This window comes from Streptomyces sp. NRRL B-24484, assembly GCF_000717715.1.
Classification (GTDB): domain Bacteria; phylum Actinomycetota; class Actinomycetes; order Streptomycetales; family Streptomycetaceae; genus Kitasatospora.
The window spans coordinates 1-16,000 of the sequence record NZ_JOAI01000009.1 but is presented as its reverse complement, the minus strand read 5'-3'; the positions used below and the strand labels follow the sequence as shown (position 1 = coordinate 16,000).

Genomic DNA, 16,000 nt, shown 5'->3' with positions numbered 1-16,000 from the left:
ACTATCCGTCGACCAGCTCTTTTCCGGGACCGGGCGGGGAGAGCGAGGGCAGTCCGAGGACGGCGCGGGCTGCGGGCTCCAGCAGGCCCGCCGCGGCGGGTCCGGTGCCGCCGGGGCGGTGCCGGACGCCGTCGTTGACGACCGCGAACGCGGCGTGCACCCGGATCCTGGCCTCCGCGGTGTCGTAGTCGGGCCGCACCTGCTGGAGCAGGCCGACCCAGACCCGCAGGAAGTCCCGGCGGAAGTCGACGGCGGCCCGCCGGTCGGCCGGGTCGAGGCGCTCGGTCTCGCTGAGCATGGCGCCGAGGTAGTGGCTGTGGCGGCGGGCGAAGTCCAGGTAGGCGCGCAGCCCGGCGTCGAGCGCCGCGGCCGGTCCGGCGCTGTCCGCGATCGCCCCCTCGACCTCGTGCCAGAGCCGTTCGCGGCTGCGGACGAGGGCCGCGGCGAGCAGCTCGGCCTTGGTGGCGAAGTGCTTGTAGACGCTGGGCCCGGCGATGCCGACGGCGGCGCCGATCCGGTCGGTGGAGACGTTGTCGAAGCCGCGTTCGTGGAACAGCCGGACGGCGGCGAGCAGCAGCTCCTCCCGGCGGGACTCGCCGGCGGGCGACGGCGCCGGGCCGGCGGCGGGCACGACGACGGGCGCGGCGGTGTCCTCGTCCCGCGGGACGGCGGCGAGCAGTTCCCCGCCGATCCGCTGCAGCAGCGCCTCGAACCAGCGCCGCGGCGGCGCGAAGGTGTGGTACGAGAGGCTGCCGTACCCGGAGAGCAGCGACCAGCAGAGGAACTCGGCCTGTTCGGCGCGGAGTTCGGGCCGGGAGCGGGCGAGGGTGCGGGCCATCGCGCGGACGTCGGTGCGCAGCTCGCGGCGGAGGGCGGCGCGCTGGGCGGGGGCGAGCAGCCGGGCGTCGCGGTGCCAGAGGGTGCCCAAGGCCCGGTGGTCGACGGCCACCGGCGCGAGGGCGCCGCACAGGTCGGCGGGGCTGCCGGCGCCGGCCCGGACGGCGGCCCGCAGCGCCTGGAGGTCGGTGGCGACGGCGCGCAGCAGCAGTTCGGGCTTGCTGCGGAAGTGCCGGTAGAGGGCGGGGGCGGTGATGCCGACCTCGGCGGCGACGTCGGCCATGGACACCAGGTGGTAGCCGCGCCGGTGGAACTGCCCCGCGGCGGCGGCGAGGATCTGCGCCTTCCGCCCGGGCGGCCGGCGCACCACGCGCCCCGCCGCGCCCGCCCCGGGTACGCGCTCCGCCGCCACGTCCGTCCCTCCGCCCCGCCGATGATCGACGCCAGGGTAGCAAGGATTCACTTATGCGCCTGTGACCTGCGCGGAAAAGCGGCGCAAATGCTTTACAGCCCGAGCTACCGGCGATTAACTTGTCTGGCGATCAGCCGCCGAACGAAGGGAGCGCCGCCGTGCGCCGGACGGTGTTCAACGAGGACCACGAGGCGTTCCGGGCGACCATCCGGGACTTCATCGCCAAGGAGGTCGTCCCGGTCTACGAGAGCTGGGAGGCGGCCGGCCACCCGCCGCGCGACTTCTACCGCAAGCTCGGCGCCCTCGGCGTGTACGGCATCGAGGTGCCGGAGGAGTACGGCGGCGCCGGCGAGAGCGGCTTCAAGTACCAGGCGGTCGTCACCGAGGAGGTCGCCCGGGCGGGCGTGAGCTTCGGTTCCTCGGGCGTGCACACCGGCCTGGTGCTGCCCTACCTGCTGGAGTACGCGAACGAGGAGCAGAAGCAGCGCTGGCTGCCCGGCTTCGTCTCCGGCGACATCATGACGGCGATCGCGATGACCGAGCCGGGCGCGGGCTCCGACCTGGCGGGCATCGCGACCACGGCGAAGCTCTCCGAGGACGGCACCCACTACGTCCTCAACGGCGCCAAGACCTTCATCACCGGCGGCGTGCTGGCGGACCTCGTCCTGGTGGTGGCCCGCACCGCTCCCTACGACCCGGCGAACCGCCGGGCGGGCCTGTCGATCCTCTGCGTGGACACCAAGTCCGAGGGCTACGCGGTCGGCCGCAAGCTGCAAAAGATCGGCCTGCGCACCTCCGACACCGCCGAGCTCTCCTTCTCCGACGTCAAGGTGCCGGTCGAGGACCTGCTGGGCGAGGAGGGCAGGGCCTTCGCCTACCTCACCCACAACCTGGTGCAGGAGCGCCTGGCGATCGCGGTCGGCGCGTACGCCGCGGCGGCCGCCGCGGTGCGCTTCGCGGTGCAGTACGTGAAGGACCGCAAGGTCTTCGGCCAGGCCGTCGCCGAGTTCCAGAACACCAAGTTCACCCTGGCCGACTGCGAGGCCCAGGTGGTGGCCCAGCAGTCGATGGTCGACCGCGCGCTGGAGCTCTACCAGAACGGCGAGCTGACGGTCGCGGACGCGGCGGCCGCCAAGCTGTTCTGCACCGAGTCGGCCTCCGACGTGATCGACCGCTGCCTGCAGCTGCACGGCGGCTACGGCTACATCCTGGAGTACCCGATCGCCCGCCTCTACACCGACAACCGGGTGTTCCGGATCTACGGCGGCACCAGCGAGGTCATGAAGACCATCATCGCCAAGTCGCTCGGCCTGTGAGGCCGGAGGGCCGATGACCGCCGCACCGGAGGACTCGCTCGCCGCCGTCGTCCGCGCCCGCGCGGTGCTGACCGCGCCCGGCGCGCCGTTCGAGGCGGAACCCGGCCCGCGGGGGCCGCGGTACGTCCGCGGCCCCCGCACCCTGCGGGAGCTGTTCGACGCCACCGCCGCCCACGGCGGCCGCCCGTTCCTGGTGGCGGGCGACCGCACCTGGAGCTTCGCCGAGCACCACGCGGCGGCCTCGGCCCTCGCCCACCACTGGCGGACGGTCCGCGGGCTGTGCCCCGGCGACCGGGTGGCGATCGCGATGCGCAACCTGCCCGAGTGGCAGGTCGCGTTCTGGGCCGCCCAGGCCGCGGGCCTGGTCGCCGTCCCGCTGAACGCCTGGTGGGGGCCGCAGGAGCTGGCCCGGGCCCTGGACGACTGCGCGCCCGGTCTGATCGTCGCCGACGCCGAACGCGCCGCGCGGACGGCCGGCTGGGCGGCCGCCCACGGGGTGCCGCTGCTGACCGTCGGCGCCGACGGCCCGCACGACCGCTTCGAGGACCTGCCGCTGTCCGGCGCGGCCGCCCCGGAGCCGTCCGTCGGCCCGGACGACCCGGCCACGCTGATCTACACCTCCGGCACCACGGGCCGCCCCAAGGGTGTGGCCGCCAGCCACGCCAACTGGTGCGCCGGCGCGCACACTCCGCGCTTCTTCGCGGCCGGTGCGGCGCTCTGCCGGGGCGACTCCCCGCAGGCCGCGGCGCCGCCCACGGTGCTGATGACCTTCCCGTTCTTCCACGTCGCGGCCTTCACCTCGGTGTTCCTGGCGATGGCCGCGGGCGGGACCGCGGTGCTGATGCACCGCTGGGACCCGGACACCGCCCGGGAGCTGATCTCCCGCCACCGCGCCACGATCTTCGCCGGGGTGCCGACCACCGCGCTCGGCCTGCTGGACGCGGCGGAGGCGGCCGGCGACCCGCTGACCGGCCTGGCCCTGATCAGCACGGGCGGCGCGCCCGCCCCGCCGGGCCTCGCGGGCCGGATCGCCCGGCAGTTCGGCAGCCGGGTGGAGGCCCGCAACGGCTACGGCCTCACCGAGACCTGCGGCGGGGTGACGGCCCAGGTGGGCGCCCGCTACCTGGCCCGGCCGGAGTCGATCGGCCGGCCGTGCCCGGCGGTGGAGGTACGGATCGCGGACGCGGACGGCGCGCCGCTGCCCGACGGCCGGATCGGTGAGCTGCTGCTCCGCGGCCAGCCGGTGTTCGGCGGCTACCGCGGCGACCCGGACGCCACCGCCGCCGCGTTCACCGCCGACGGCTGGTTCCGCACCGGCGACCTCGCCCGGGTGGCGGACGGCGAGGTGTACGTGGTGGACCGGCTGAAGGACGTGGTGATCCGCGGCGGCGAGAACGTCTACTGCGGTGAGGTCGAAGGTGTCCTGCTGGGCCATCCGGGCATCGCGGACGCCGCGGTGGTCGGTGTCCCGCACCCGCTGCTCGGCGAGGAGGTGGCGGCCGTGGTGGTCGCGCGCGCCGGTGCGCAGCCGGACGCGGCCGAGGTCCGGGCGCACGTGGCGTCCCGGCTGGCCGCATTCAAGGTGCCCGCCCACGTGGTGTTCCGCGAGGGGCCGCTGCCGCGCAACCCGACCGGCAAGATCCTCAAGCAGGCACTGCGCCAGGAGGCCGGGGCGGCGTCGCCCCGGCCCTGACGGCGAGCTCCCGGTCCGCGCAGCACGGCTGGGGCCGGCGGCGGGGACTCAGTTGGCCGAGGCCGTCCGGCCCTCGGTCCGCCAGGCCTCCAGCCCGGCCAGCGAGGCCGCCCTGGCCTGCTGCATCGCCCGGCGCGCCTGCTCGCTGGGCGGGGTCTCCATCCGGTTGACGTAGTCGCGGCCCGCCGAGGCGAGGGTCGCGCATGCGATCGCCGTGCCGGCCAGTGAGAGCACGGTGCCGATGCCGGCGAGGACCACGCCGGTGCCGAGCATGGTGCGGTTGACGCGGAATCCGTTGCTGAACTTCTGGTTGGTCGCCATGCATCCACGATCGGGCCGCGCCGGGCGGGCCGCACGCCGAGCGGGTGCGGGTGCGGCCGGATGCCTGACAGGTGTCTGATGGATCGGGGCGACGAGCCGCAAGGAGGCCGCGATGACCGAACCCGTCCGCGTCGACATCGACGCGCTCGCCGACGAGCACGCCGCACTCGCCGCTGCTCACCCGCACGGGCGCAGTGCCCATCTGGTGCTGCACGACGGCGTGCTGCGGCAGACCGTGATCGCGCTGACCGCGGGCAGCTCGCTGGACGAGCACAACGCCCCGGTCGCCGCCAGCCTGCTGGTGCTGCGCGGCCGGGTGTCGCTGACCATCGCCGGGCGGCAACAGGAGGTGACGGCGGGCGAGCTGCACGGCATCCCGCAGGAGCGGCACGGCCTGCTCGCGCACGAGGACTCGGTCGTGCTGCTGACCGCCGTCACCAACTGACGCCGGTCAGCCGGCCGCCGCGCGGGTGCCGGCGGCCGGCAGCACGACGGCACCGACCAGCCGCAGGCCCTCCAGGAACTCCCGCCCGTCGGGGGCGAGTTCGGGCGAGACCAGCCACTGGGTGGCGAGGCCGGCGAGCAGCGCCTGGTAGAAGGCGCCGCGGGCCAGTTCCGCCGGGGTGTCCGGCACCTCGGGCAGTCCCTGGAACATCGCGGAGAGCCCGAGCCGGGCCTCCTTCTGGGCACTGCCGAGCACCTCGCGCAGCTCGGGCGAGTGCTCCATCTGCGCGAGGATCTCAATCTGCACCGCCCACAGCCCGCGGTGCTCGGTGAAGCTCTCCAGGACCTTGTCCCAGGCGGTGACGAAGCGCTCCTGAGGGTCCGCCTCCTCGCCGAGCGCGGCCAGCACCCGGCCGAGCTCGTCTCCCCACTCCCCCATCGCCTCCATCATCGCCCGGGTCAGCAGGGCGTCCTTGGAGCCGTAGTGGTAGCCGATGGCGGCCAGGCTGACGCCCGCGGCCGAGGCGATGTCCCGGGCCGTGGTGCGCCCGTAGCCCTTCTCCAGGAGGCAGCGCTTGGCGCCGGCCAGCAGGTCCTCGCGATTTCCCATGCCCCGATGCTACCGCCGAACTGCACGAACGTCTTGGACGATCGATCGAGACGATTGATTTAGACGCTTGTACTAGACAGGCGTGTCACACGCTCGTACAGTCACTGCCATGACCGCCACCCACGGCCGCGCCGGCCGACGCGAATGGACCGGACTCGCCGTCCTCCTGCTGCCGACACTCGTCCTGACCATGGACATGGGCGTGCTCTTCTTCGCCGTCCCGTTCATCTCCACCGACCTGCGGCCGAGCGGCACGCAGCAGCTGTGGATCATGGACATCTACTCCTTCCTGCTGGCCGGACTGCTGATCCCGATGGGCGCCCTGGGCGACCGGATCGGCCGGCGGCGGCTGCTGATGCTGGGCGCCGCCGGGTTCGCGGCGGCCTCGCTGCTGGCGGCCCGGGCGGACGGGGCCGGCGGGCTGATCGCCGCCCGGGCGATGCTCGGGGTGGCCGGGGCGACCGTCATGCCGTCCACGCTGGCGCTGATCCGCAACATGTTCCACGACCCCAAGCAGCGCCAGGCCGCGCTCGGCGTCTGGACGGCCGCGCTGATGGGCGGCGCCACCCTCGGCCCGGTGGCCGGCGGGCTGCTGCTGGACCGCTTCTGGTGGGGCTCGGCCTTCCTGGCCGCCGTCCCGGTGATGCTGCTGGTGCTCGTCGCGGCGCCGGTACTGATGCCCGAGTACCGCGCACCGCGGCAGGGCCGCTTCGACCTCCCCGGCGCGGCACTGTCGATCGCCGCCGTGCTGCCCGTGGTGTACGGCGTCAAGACCCTCGCCGTGGACGGCTGGGCCGCGCCGCCGGTCGCCGCCCTGGTCGCCGGGGCGCTGGCCGCCGCCGCACTCGTCCGCCGACTGCGGACCGCCGAGCACCCGCTGATCGACCCCGCGCTGTTCCGGATCCGCACCTTCACCGGGGCGATCACGGTCAACACCGTCGCGATGTTCGCGATGATGGGCTTCACCCTCTACACCTCGCAGTACCTGCAGCTGGTGAGGGGGATGAGTCCGCTCACCGCCGCGCTCTGGGCGCTGCTGCCCTCGGTCGGCGTCGCCGCGGCCGCCGGTTCGGTGGGCGCGCTGGCGGGCCGGGTCCGGCCGGCCGTGCTGATGACCGCGGGCTTCCTGACCGGTGCGGTCGGCTACGCGCTGATGGTCCTCGTCCGGCCCGACACGCCGCTGTGGCTGCCGCTGACCGCCGCCGGGGTGATCGCGGCCGGCTCGGTCGGCACCATGACCCTCACCACCGAGATGGTCGTCTCGGCCGCACCGCCCGAGCAGGCCGGCGCCGCCTCCGCCGCCTCCGAGACGGCGTCCGAGCTGGGCGGCTCGCTGGGCATCGCGGTGCTCGGCACGGCCGGCGCCGCGGTCTACCGGTCCCGGCTGGAGGACGGGCTGCCCGCCGGGGTGGCCGGGGACGCAGCCCGGGCGGCGCAGGACACCCTCGGCGGGGCGGTCACCACCGCGGCCGGGCTCGGCGGCCGCGCCGGCGCCGACCTGCTGGCGGTGGCCCGGAACGCCTTCGCCGACGGCATGCACGTCGCCGCGGTGGCCGGTGCGGTCTTCCTGATCGGTGCCGCCCTGGTCGCCCACCGCCTCATGAAGCACCTGCCGGCCGGTCCGACCAGCCGGCCTGCGCCCGAAATGGTCCAGACCACAACCCAGGAAACACCTGCATTTTGACCGTGGTTTCCGGACCGGTGTATACGCCCGACGACTCGGCCAGGCATACTGGCCGGAGTCGGGCAGAACCGTCCGGCGTCCAAGAAGCGACGAGAACTCCTCGGAAGGACCGGTGGTCAGGGATGTTCCGTAACGGTCTCGAGCCCTGGCACATCCTCGTGATGGTGGCAGTGCTCGTCCTGCTGTTCGGCTCGAAGAAGCTCCCCGAGATGGCCCGTGGACTCGGCAAGTCCATGCGCATCCTCAAGGCCGAGACCAAGGCGCTCCGCGAGGACGACGCCCCGGCCGAGGGCCAGAACGCCACCGCCTCCTCCACCGCGGCCGAGCAGCCGCGCCAGGCGGTCAACCCGAGCAGCATCACCACGTCGGCCGAGACCAACAAGTCGGCGACCAACGCCTGAGACCGCCCCGGAGCCGCCGGTACGTCACCCGACGTACCGGCGGCTCCGGCGTTCTCGCCGACTGGCCCGACCGCCTGAGCCGGTGTCTGCTGGGACGGACGCGTTCCCGAGTGGAGGCACCGATGGCCAGCAGCACGCCGGACGGGCCCGACGGGCCCGACGGGCCCGCTCCGGCACCGTCACCGGCACGGCGACCACTGCGCTCAGCAGCGGCCGCCGTGCTGATCGTGCTGGCGGTGCTGCTCACTCCCCCGGCGGTCGTCGCGGCCTGGGCGAAGTCCGAGATCAGCGACCCGGACCGGTACGTCGCGACGATGGCGCCGCTCGCCCACGACCCGGCGGTGCAGGCCACCGTGACGAACCGGGTGACCGCCGCCGTCGTCGAGCGGTTGCCGGTCGACTCGCTGGTCTCCGACCTCGTCCCCGGCGGCTCGCCGCTGCTGGGCGCGCTGCTGCAGCGGCTCGGCTCGGCACTGGAGGGCGGCGTCACCGGGCTCGTCCACGACGGGGTGCAGCGGCTGGTGCGCAGCGACGCCTTCCCCGCGATCTGGGACGGGCTCAACCGTGACGCGCACGCCGCCGTCGACCGGGCGCTCACCGGCGAGGGCGGCGGCGCCGTCGAGGTCCGCGGGAACACCGTCACCCTCGACCTCGCCCCGGTGATCGACCGCACCAAGCAGGCGCTGGTCGCCGACGGCGTGCCGGCGGCCTCGCGCATCCCGGAGATCCACACCTCGTACGTGCTGGTCAGGTCCGACCAGGTGGCGCACGTCCGGACGCTGCTGCGGCTGCTGTCGCTGGCCGGGTACTGGGTGGCGGTGCTGGCGGCGGCCTGCGCGGTGGGCGGGGTGCTGCTCGCGGTGCGGCGGCACCGGGCGGCGGTGGCCGCGGCCCTCGGGACGGCCGCCGCGGCCGCACTGCTCGGCCTCGGGCTGACCGCCTTCCGGGCGGTCTACCTGGACCGGCTGCCCGCGGGCGTCGACCAGGACGCCGCCTCCGCGGTCTACGACACCCTCGTCCGCTATCTGCGGGACGCCGTCCGGCTGGTGGTCGTGCTCGGCGTGCTGGCCGCGCTGGGCGCCTGGCTGTCCGGCCGGGGCCGCTCGGCGGGCGCGGTGCGCGGGCTGTGGGAGGCCGGGCTGGGCGGGGTCCGGACGGCCGCGGAGCGGATGGGGCTGCGGCCCGGGCCGGTGGGGCGCTTCGTGCACCGGTTCAAGGCTTGGCTCTGCTGGGCGGCGGTCGGCGCGGCCGTGCTCGTGCTGCTGCTCTGGGACCGTCCGACCGCCGAGGTGGCGGTCTGGCTCGGATTGGCGCTGCTGGCCGTCCTCGCGGCGGTCGAACTGCTCGACGAACCGGGCACCGGTGCGGCAGGAAGGACGGAGGAGGTCCGGCCATGAGGCGGCGTCCGAATCTGTGGGGCCTGGTGACCATGCTCGGCGGGCCGGCGCTGATGCTGACCGCCTGGTTCCTGGTGCCGATCGGGGTGTTCGGCCCGGAACACCCGGCGGTCAGTTGGACGGTGTTCGCCGTGGCGCTGGTCGCCCTGGCCGCCGCGCTGATGCACGAGATCTGGTCCGAACTCACCGAGCGGCCGGGCCACCCCGCCTTCGTCATCATGGTGCTGATCGCCGCGGCCCTGATCGTCTTCGCGACGGCGTACCTCTCACTGGCCCGGACCCCGGGGACGTTCAACGGCATCATGACGACCCGGCTGGACGCCCTGTACTTCACCGTGATCACCATGGCCACGGTCGGCTACGGCGACATCACCCCGGTCAGCCAGGAGGCCCGGGGCATCGTGATGCTGCAGATCCTCTACACGCTGATCTTCCTGACCGCCGGCGCGACCTCGGTCAGCCGGCGGACCCGCAACCTGGTGGGGCGCCGGATCGGCCGCACGCCGGAGGGGGCGTCCGACCCGGACTGAGCGGGCCGCTCAGTCCGCCTTGGCGTGCACCGCTGCGGTGATCGCGGCGAGCCGGGTCTGCCAGGAGGCGAAGACCGCGGGCGGCAGCGCGTGCCGCTTGCCGAGGTCGCGGACCGTCCGCTGGGCCGACTTCAGCTTGTCCTCCGCAGCCGAGAAGTCCTGCCCGCCGATCGCCTCCGAGGCCGCGTCGAGGGTGCGCAGCAGCGACTCCTTGCGGTCCTTCTCCTTGGCCAGCTCGGTGTCGGCGACGTCGGAGCGCAGGTCGGCCAGCGCCGCCGCGGCGGTCAGCCGGCCGGCGGAGGGCGAGGCCGAGCGGGAGGGCGAGGCCGAGGCCGTCGGGGTGGGCGTCTGCGAGGGGACCGCGGGGGCGGAGGCGGAGACCGACGGCCCGGGGGTCGCGGCCGCCGCGGTGCCCTCGCCGTCCGGACCGCCGCTGAACACGAACGCCGCGACCGCGGCGACACCCACCAGCACGGCCGCGCCGGCGCCGGCCAGCAGCCAGGGGTTGCGGCGCTCGGGCTCGTCCGTCCCGTCCTGGTCGTCCGCCCAGGCGGGGGCGGCGGACGGCGGCATGTCCATCTGCGGCAGCAGCGAGGTGCGCTGCTGCTCCACATACGGCTGCTGACCCGCGGCGGGGAAGGGCGGGGGCGTCGGGAAGCCGCCCGGCGGGGCGGCCACCGGCGGGATGACCTGGGTGGCGGCGCCGAGCAGCTCGCTGGTGCGGTCCTGGGCGGCGGCGACCGGGACGGCGGCCAGCAGCTCGGCCCGGGCGGCGCCGGCGCTCGCCGGGCGGTCCTCGGGGTTCTTGGCCAGCAGTCGCATGATCGCGACGTCCAGGGCGGGCGGGATCTCCGGGCGGCGCAGCGAGACCGGCGCGGGCTGCTCGGAGACGTGTTTGAAGGCGATCGCGACGGGGGTGTCGGCGGTGAACGGCGGGGCGCCGGTGAGCATCTCGGCGAGCACGCAGCCGACCGCGTAGAGGTCGGAGCGGCCGTCCAGCGGCGCAGCGGTGGCCTGCTCCGGCGAGAGGTAGGAGGCGGTGCCGAGGACGGAGGCGCTCTGGGTGAGCTGCTGGCCGGCGGAGGAGTTGGCCCGGGCGATGCCGAAGTCCACCACCTTCACGCCGCCGTCGTCGGAGATCATGATGTTGCCGGGCTTGACGTCCCGGTGCACCAGTCCGGCGGCGTGCGCCACCTCCAGCGCCTCGCAGACCGCCGCGGCGATGCCGACCGCGCGCTCCACCGGCAGGGTGCGCTGCTCGGCGAGCAGCCGGCCGAGCGTCCGGCCCTGCACCAGCTCCATGACGATGTACGGGGAGCCCTGGTCGACGCCGGAGTCGAAGACCATGACGATCCGCGGGTGGACCAGCATGGCGGCGAGCTGTGCCTCGCGGCCGAAGCGCTCGGCGAAGCGGGGGTCGTCGGCCAGGCCGCCGTTCAGCACCTTGACCGCGACCTGGCGGCCGAGCTGGTGGTCCGTGCCCCGGTACACGGTGGCCATGCCGCCGACGCCGAGTATCTCGGTCAGCTCGTAGCGGCCGTTCAGCGCGCGTCCGATCACCCGTCCGGCTCCTCTCGCTTCCGTGGTCCGGGCCTCGGCGCCCGCCTCGTGCACCTGTGCACCCTAGCGGCCCGGCACGGATCCGGCGGCGGGCGGCGGGACGGAGAGGCTGCCGTAGCGCTGCATCCGCTGCCAGCGCAGCCGGGAACCGGCCAGTGCGGTGCAGACCGACTGGATCACCACGAGGTACATCAGCTGCCGGTAGACGACCTGCTGCAGCGGCAGTGTCCAGAGCGGTCCGAGCTTCTCGCCGTCCAGCCGGAAGGCGTAGGCGCCCGTGGCGACCTGCATGAGCATGAAGGCGAACCAGAGCCCGGTGATCCGGACGGGGTCGAGGAAGACCAGCCCGTAGAGGGTGAAGACGTCGACGACCGGCGCGAGCAGCGGCAGCAGGACCTGGAACATCAGCAGGTAGAGCAGGCCGCGGCGGCCGAGCTTGCCGGCCTGGCCGCGCTGGCGGAGTGCGCCGCGGTGCTTCCACATGGCCTGCAGGGTGCCGTAGCACCAGCGGTAGCGCTGCCGCCACAGGGCGCCGAGCGAGGCGGGGGCCTCCGTCCAGGCCTTGGCCCGCTCTTCGTAGACGACCCGCCAGCCGGCCCGGCAGAGCGCCATGGTGAGGTCGGTGTCCTCGGCGAGGGTCTCCTCGGCGACGCCGCCGATCCGCAGCAGGGCGGAGCGGCGGAAGGCGCCGACCGCGCCGGGCACGGTGGGCATGCACTCGGCGAGGTCGAAGAGCCGGCGGTCCAGGTTGAAGCCGACCACGTACTCGATGTGCTGCCAGCGGCCGAGCAACCCCCCGCGGTTGACCACCTTGGCGTTGCCGGAGACGGCGCCGACCCGGCGGTCGGCGAAGGGCTGGACGAGCATCCGGACGGCGTCCGGCTCGAAGACGGTGTCGCCGTCGACCATCACCACGAGCTCCGCACGGGCGTAGCGCAGGCCGAGGTTGAGCGCGGCGGGCTTGCCGGAGTTGGGCTGCCGGAAGACCCGGACGTAGGGGAGGTTCAGGGATTCGACGAGGTCGGCGGTGCCGTCGGTGGAGCCGTCGTCCACGACGATCACCTCGACCGGGTGGTCGGAGGCGAGCAGGGAGCGGACGGCGGCCTCGATGCCGGCGCTCTCGTTGTAGGCGGGGACGATCACCGAGACCGGCTCGGTGACCGGCGGGCCCCAGCCGCGGGCCCGCAGCCGCTTGTGCCGGCGGGCCGCGACCAGCAGGGCGATCGCACGCAGCACGCCGATCGCACCGGCCGCCCACAGGAACCAGTCCAGCAGGTCGAGCACCCACGAACTGGCGCCGAGGACGGTGACGAGGGCGAGGCCCTGCCAGTGCTCGGCGGCGGTCGCGGGGTGCACCGGGTCCGTCGCGCCGACGGCGGCGGAAACGGTGTCGAACTTCCAGCCGGCCGCCTGCATCCGGGGCAGCAGGACGTCCAGCGCGGCCACGGTCTGGCTGCGGTCGCCGCCGGCGTCGTGCATCAGCAGCACCTGTCCGTCGCGACCCTTCGGGGTGGCGGCGGCCACGATCGCCTCGGTGCCCGGGCGGCGCCAGTCCTCGGTGTCCTGGCTGGTGAGGACGGTGAGGTAGCCGTCCCGGCCGGCCTGTCGGACGGCGTCCCAGCCGGCGTCGGTGAGCGCGTCGTTCCCGGCGGAGTAGGGCGGCCGGAAGAGCGTGCTGGTCACGCCGGTGACGCCCGCCAGGGCGAGCTGGGACTCGCGGAGTTCCAGCGTGCGCCGCCAGGGTGCGACGGCCGATAGGTCGGCATGGGTGAAGGTGTGCACGCCGATCTGGTGGCCCTCGGCGACGATCCGGCGGGCGAGGTCGGGGTGGTCGGCGACCTGGGTGCCGACGGTGAAGAAGGTGGCGTGCACGCCGTGGCGGCGGAGCACGTCGAGGATCTGCGGGGTCCACTGCGGGTCCGGGCCGTCGTCGAAGGTGAGGGCGATCGTCCCGGTGGCGGGGCGGGCGGTGCGGGCGGTGCCGTCCGCGGGCGCCGCGATCACCGGCCCGCCGGTGCGGACCTGTTCCGGGACGGCCGCACTGCTCCCGTCGGCGCGGGCGGCACCGTCCGCGGTGTTCCCGTACATGTGCCGGGTGTAGCCCTGGATCAGCAGCGCGGCCGCCAGGGTGAGGACGAGCACGGTCAGCAGCAGCCAGTGGGTGCGCAGCGGTGTCTGCCGGACGGCGGCCCGGCGGCCGCGGCTCCTGCGGGGGCGGGTGGCGGTGGTCACGGGGCGGCGCTCACGGGGTCTTGGTGGGCTTGCGGCCGGGCTGCACGGTCGGACGGCCGTGGGTGGGGCTCGGCACGACGGTCGCGGTGGCGGTCGGTGGCGGGGTGGCCGATGCTGCGGCTCGGGTGGCGGGCGCCGTCGGCCGGGTGGTGGCGATGCTGCGGGTGCCGGTGGGTCCGGCCGCACCGGCGGGACCGGACGCCCGGTCGGAGACCGCGGCAGCCGGCGGGGAGGACTCGGCCGGCACGGCGGCCGCCGGGGTGGCGGCGGGCGCGGGCAGCGCGGGCAGGAAGGGGGCGTCCAGGGCGGGGCCGCCGACCAGGCTGGAGACCAGCAGGCCGAGGTAGCCGACGGCGGGGACGGCGAGCAGCCAGCCGGTCCGGCGGACCAGCCGCCGACGGCGCCCGCTGCCGTCCACGAACACCGGGGCGTCCGGCGGTGGCGCCGTCACGCGGGGGATCCGCAGCGTGTCCTCGGTCACGGGTGCTCCAGTCGTCGCCGCGGCGGCCCTGCGGCGGGGGCCGGGCGGGCGGTGGACACGGGGGAATCCACCGCCCGCCCGGGGTTCCGGGGCGCCCGTCGGGGCGGATCCGGACGGGCGCAAGGACCCGGGGGAGTGCCTGCGCCCGTCCGGAGCGGTTCCCGGGGAGGCGGTGGGCACGGGGGAACCCACCGACCCCCCGGAGTCTTCGGGGTGGTGCGGTCACCGGACGGCCGCCGGGTCCGGGGGGGTGTTCCCGTCGGCCGTCCGGAGTCTGTGGTGTCACCTCACCGCGGCACCGGCCTTGGCGGCGGTGTCGGTGAGGTCCTGGGCGGCGGTGCGGGTCGGGGTCCGCTCCGCCTTGGTCGGCGGGGCACTCGGCTGGCCGTCGCCGTGCCCCGTCCCGGTGGTCGCGGACGGGCTCGCCGTGGCCGGCCTGCCCTTGCCCGACTTGCAGTACGAGTCGACCTTGGCGGTACCGCCCGCCGCCGCGACCAGGGGCGCCATCCGCGGCTCGGCCAGCAGGTCGCGCTGCTTGGTGCCGCTGCGCGAGCGGTCCGTCCAGGCCTGACAGAGCGCCGCGAGGTCGGGCAGCGCGGAACCCGCCGAGGCGGAGCCGGCCGGCGAACCGGCCGGGGCGGAGCCGGCGTCGGTGCGCCCGGCGCTGCCGGACGGCGTCGGGTGCCCGCTCGGGGTGCCGCGGCCGGCGCGGGAGGCGGAGGCCGGGTCGGTCGGGGAGGCCGCCGGGGCGACGGTGGCGTGCTCCTTGGACGGGCTGCCGCCGAGGGCCTGCGGCAGGTTGCCGGTGCCCGCGGCGACGGCGACGCCGCCGACGGCGGTCACGGCGAACGCCGCGACGAGCGCCTTCAGCGTGAAGGCCCTCCTTCGCGCGTGGTCCGCCATGGTCGCTCTCCCGGGGTGCGGTGCAGGTGTGCGACGAGCCTCCCGGAAGGCGGCCACGGCCTCCTCCTCCCCGGGCAGTGCGCCGTCGGCGGACGGGGCTGCCGCGGCGGCGAGCAGCCCGGCGAGGGCCGCATGACCGGTGAGGGAGGCCGGACCGGCCTCCGAGCCGACCGCGGCGCCGCCGAGCAGCTGCTCGGCGGTGTCCCGGTCGATCCGGCGGGATCGGTTCTTGCTCATCTCATGTCCTTCAGCGTCGCGGTCCGCGCGGGTGTCACACCCCGCGCGGAAGTTTTTTCGGCGGCCTGCTGCCGGGGCAGTCCGTCGGCCGGCCCGCCCGACTGGTCGAGCAGCTTGGCCAGCCGCTTCAGCCCGCGGTGGGCTGCCATCCGGACGCTGCCGGAGCGCTTGCCGAGCACCCGGGCGGCGCTCTCCGCGTCGAGCTGGAACAGCACGCGCAGCAGGACGGCCTCGGCCTGGTCCCGGGGCAGCCGGGATATCAGGGCGAGCGCGTCGGCGGTGGTGACGGTCGCGAGGGCGCTGTGCTCGGTGTCCTCGACGGCCGCGAGGTCGAACAGGTGCTCGATCGGCAGGTCGGCGACCGGGCGGCGGCGCTGGCGGCGCAGGTGGTCCATGGCGCGGTTGCGGGCGATGGTGGCCACCCAGCCGCGGAAGCCGTCGGAATCCCCCTGGAAGCCGGCGAGGTCGCGGGCGACCTGCAGCCAGGTCTCGGAGGCGATGTCCTCGGCGTCCTCGGGTCTGCCGCCGACCAGCACTCTCAGATAGCGCAGCAGCCCGGGCTGGACGGCTCTGAACAGCAGGCGGAAGGCCTGCTCGTCGCCGTTCCGGGCGGCCGCCACGGCCGCGGTGAGGTCCGCCGTCCGGTCGGGCGGGTGGTCCGGGCTGGTGGTGTGGCCCGCCGGGTCGCCGACGCCCGGCCCGTGGTGATCTGCACTGTGCACCCGCCACATCATGGGCCATCGCGGTGCGGCCGTGGGGCGACAGGGCGAGGTCCGCGGTGCGGGCCCGAGGTCCGCGGCCGACGGGACCAATGTCCTGGCAGCAGCTGTCATTCGTCCGCAGCCGACAGAGGTGACCGGGGCATACGTTGGGCCGGGCCGCGGGGGGGGGAGGGGCCCGGGCCAACGGATGGCCCCGTCACCTCTTTCGGCTGCGGACGAA

The 16,000-nt window shown here is 75.2% G+C and carries 15 protein-coding genes; 7 read left to right on the top strand and 8 right to left on the bottom strand.

The genetic code is table 11. The features are described 5' to 3' along the window. Position 1: 1 nt before the first annotated feature. On the bottom strand, positions 2-1,249 hold the full coding sequence (locus tag IE98_RS0110315) for a TetR/AcrR family transcriptional regulator (protein ID WP_159400874.1): 1,248 nt from the start codon (positions 1,247-1,249) through the stop codon (positions 2-4). Positions 1,250-1,407: 158 nt separating this feature from the next. Between IE98_RS0110315 and IE98_RS0110310 the strand changes: the two genes are divergently transcribed. Together IE98_RS0110310 and IE98_RS0110305 are read left to right on the top strand one after the other, a co-directional pair. Further along, complete coding sequence (locus IE98_RS0110310; RefSeq protein WP_030267693.1) at positions 1,408-2,565, top strand: acyl-CoA dehydrogenase family protein; 1,158 nt, start codon at positions 1,408-1,410, stop codon at positions 2,563-2,565. A 13-nt stretch (positions 2,566-2,578) separates the two neighbouring features. Further along, the gene (locus tag IE98_RS0110305) at positions 2,579-4,258 is read left to right on the top strand and encodes a class I adenylate-forming enzyme family protein (RefSeq protein WP_052390370.1); all 1,680 of its coding nucleotides are present in this window, start codon (positions 2,579-2,581) and stop codon (positions 4,256-4,258) included. A gap of 48 nt (positions 4,259-4,306) precedes the next feature. Here IE98_RS0110305 and IE98_RS0110300 read toward each other — a convergent pair whose 3' ends face one another. Continuing rightward, positions 4,307-4,579 (bottom strand): hypothetical protein, encoded by a 273-nt coding sequence (locus IE98_RS0110300; RefSeq protein WP_030267688.1) that lies wholly within the window; start codon positions 4,577-4,579, stop codon positions 4,307-4,309. Between the two features lie 112 nt (positions 4,580-4,691). Between IE98_RS0110300 and IE98_RS0110295 the strand changes: the two genes are divergently transcribed. Continuing rightward, complete coding sequence (locus IE98_RS0110295; RefSeq protein ID WP_030267686.1) at positions 4,692-5,024, top strand: cupin; 333 nt, start codon at positions 4,692-4,694, stop codon at positions 5,022-5,024. Between the two features lie 6 nt (positions 5,025-5,030). Here the strand turns inward: IE98_RS0110295 and IE98_RS0110290 are convergent, their stop codons facing one another. Next, positions 5,031-5,633 carry a TetR/AcrR family transcriptional regulator gene (locus tag IE98_RS0110290; RefSeq protein WP_030267682.1) on the bottom strand — a complete coding sequence of 201 codons (603 nt, stop codon included), beginning with the start codon at positions 5,631-5,633 and terminating at the stop codon, positions 5,031-5,033. Positions 5,634-5,742: 109 nt separating this feature from the next. Between IE98_RS0110290 and IE98_RS0110285 the strand changes: the two genes are divergently transcribed. The 4 genes from IE98_RS0110285 to IE98_RS0110270 all read left to right on the top strand — a co-directional run bounded on the left by IE98_RS0110285 (position 5,743) and on the right by IE98_RS0110270 (position 9,645). Further along, entirely contained in the window at positions 5,743-7,317 is a 1,575-nt protein-coding gene (locus tag IE98_RS0110285) for an MFS transporter (protein WP_052390369.1), read from the top strand. Between the two features lie 122 nt (positions 7,318-7,439). Further along, complete coding sequence (gene tatA, locus IE98_RS0110280; RefSeq protein ID WP_030267677.1) at positions 7,440-7,718, top strand: Sec-independent protein translocase subunit TatA; 279 nt, start codon at positions 7,440-7,442, stop codon at positions 7,716-7,718. 122 nt (positions 7,719-7,840) lie between these two features. Continuing rightward, complete coding sequence (locus IE98_RS0110275) at positions 7,841-9,115, top strand: hypothetical protein (protein ID WP_159400873.1); 1,275 nt, start codon at positions 7,841-7,843, stop codon at positions 9,113-9,115. Beyond that, positions 9,112-9,645, top strand: coding sequence for a potassium channel family protein (locus tag IE98_RS0110270; RefSeq protein ID WP_052390367.1), 534 nt, complete (start codon positions 9,112-9,114; stop codon positions 9,643-9,645). The genes IE98_RS0110275 and IE98_RS0110270 overlap by 4 nt, the downstream gene beginning before the upstream one ends. 9 nt (positions 9,646-9,654) lie before the next feature. Here the strand turns inward: IE98_RS0110270 and IE98_RS44445 are convergent, their stop codons facing one another. From IE98_RS44445 to IE98_RS0110245, 5 genes are all read right to left on the bottom strand, one after another. Further along, positions 9,655-11,205: a protein kinase domain-containing protein gene (locus IE98_RS44445; protein WP_052390366.1), complete on the bottom strand. Its 1,551-nt coding sequence runs from the start codon at positions 11,203-11,205 to the stop codon at positions 9,655-9,657. A 63-nt stretch (positions 11,206-11,268) separates the two neighbouring features. After that, positions 11,269-13,437: a bifunctional polysaccharide deacetylase/glycosyltransferase family 2 protein gene (locus IE98_RS0110260; RefSeq protein ID WP_078660905.1), complete on the bottom strand. Its 2,169-nt coding sequence runs from the start codon at positions 13,435-13,437 to the stop codon at positions 11,269-11,271. A 10-nt stretch (positions 13,438-13,447) separates the two neighbouring features. Next, entirely contained in the window at positions 13,448-13,918 is a 471-nt protein-coding gene (locus IE98_RS0110255) for a hypothetical protein (RefSeq protein ID WP_052390365.1), read from the bottom strand. Positions 13,919-14,200: 282 nt separating this feature from the next. Beyond that, the gene (locus IE98_RS0110250) at positions 14,201-15,058 is read right to left on the bottom strand and encodes a hypothetical protein (protein ID WP_052390364.1); all 858 of its coding nucleotides are present in this window, start codon (positions 15,056-15,058) and stop codon (positions 14,201-14,203) included. Next, the gene (locus IE98_RS0110245) at positions 15,055-15,789 is read right to left on the bottom strand and encodes an RNA polymerase sigma factor (protein ID WP_234443495.1); all 735 of its coding nucleotides are present in this window, start codon (positions 15,787-15,789) and stop codon (positions 15,055-15,057) included. The genes IE98_RS0110250 and IE98_RS0110245 overlap by 4 nt, the downstream gene beginning before the upstream one ends. Positions 15,790-16,000 lie beyond the last annotated feature (211 nt).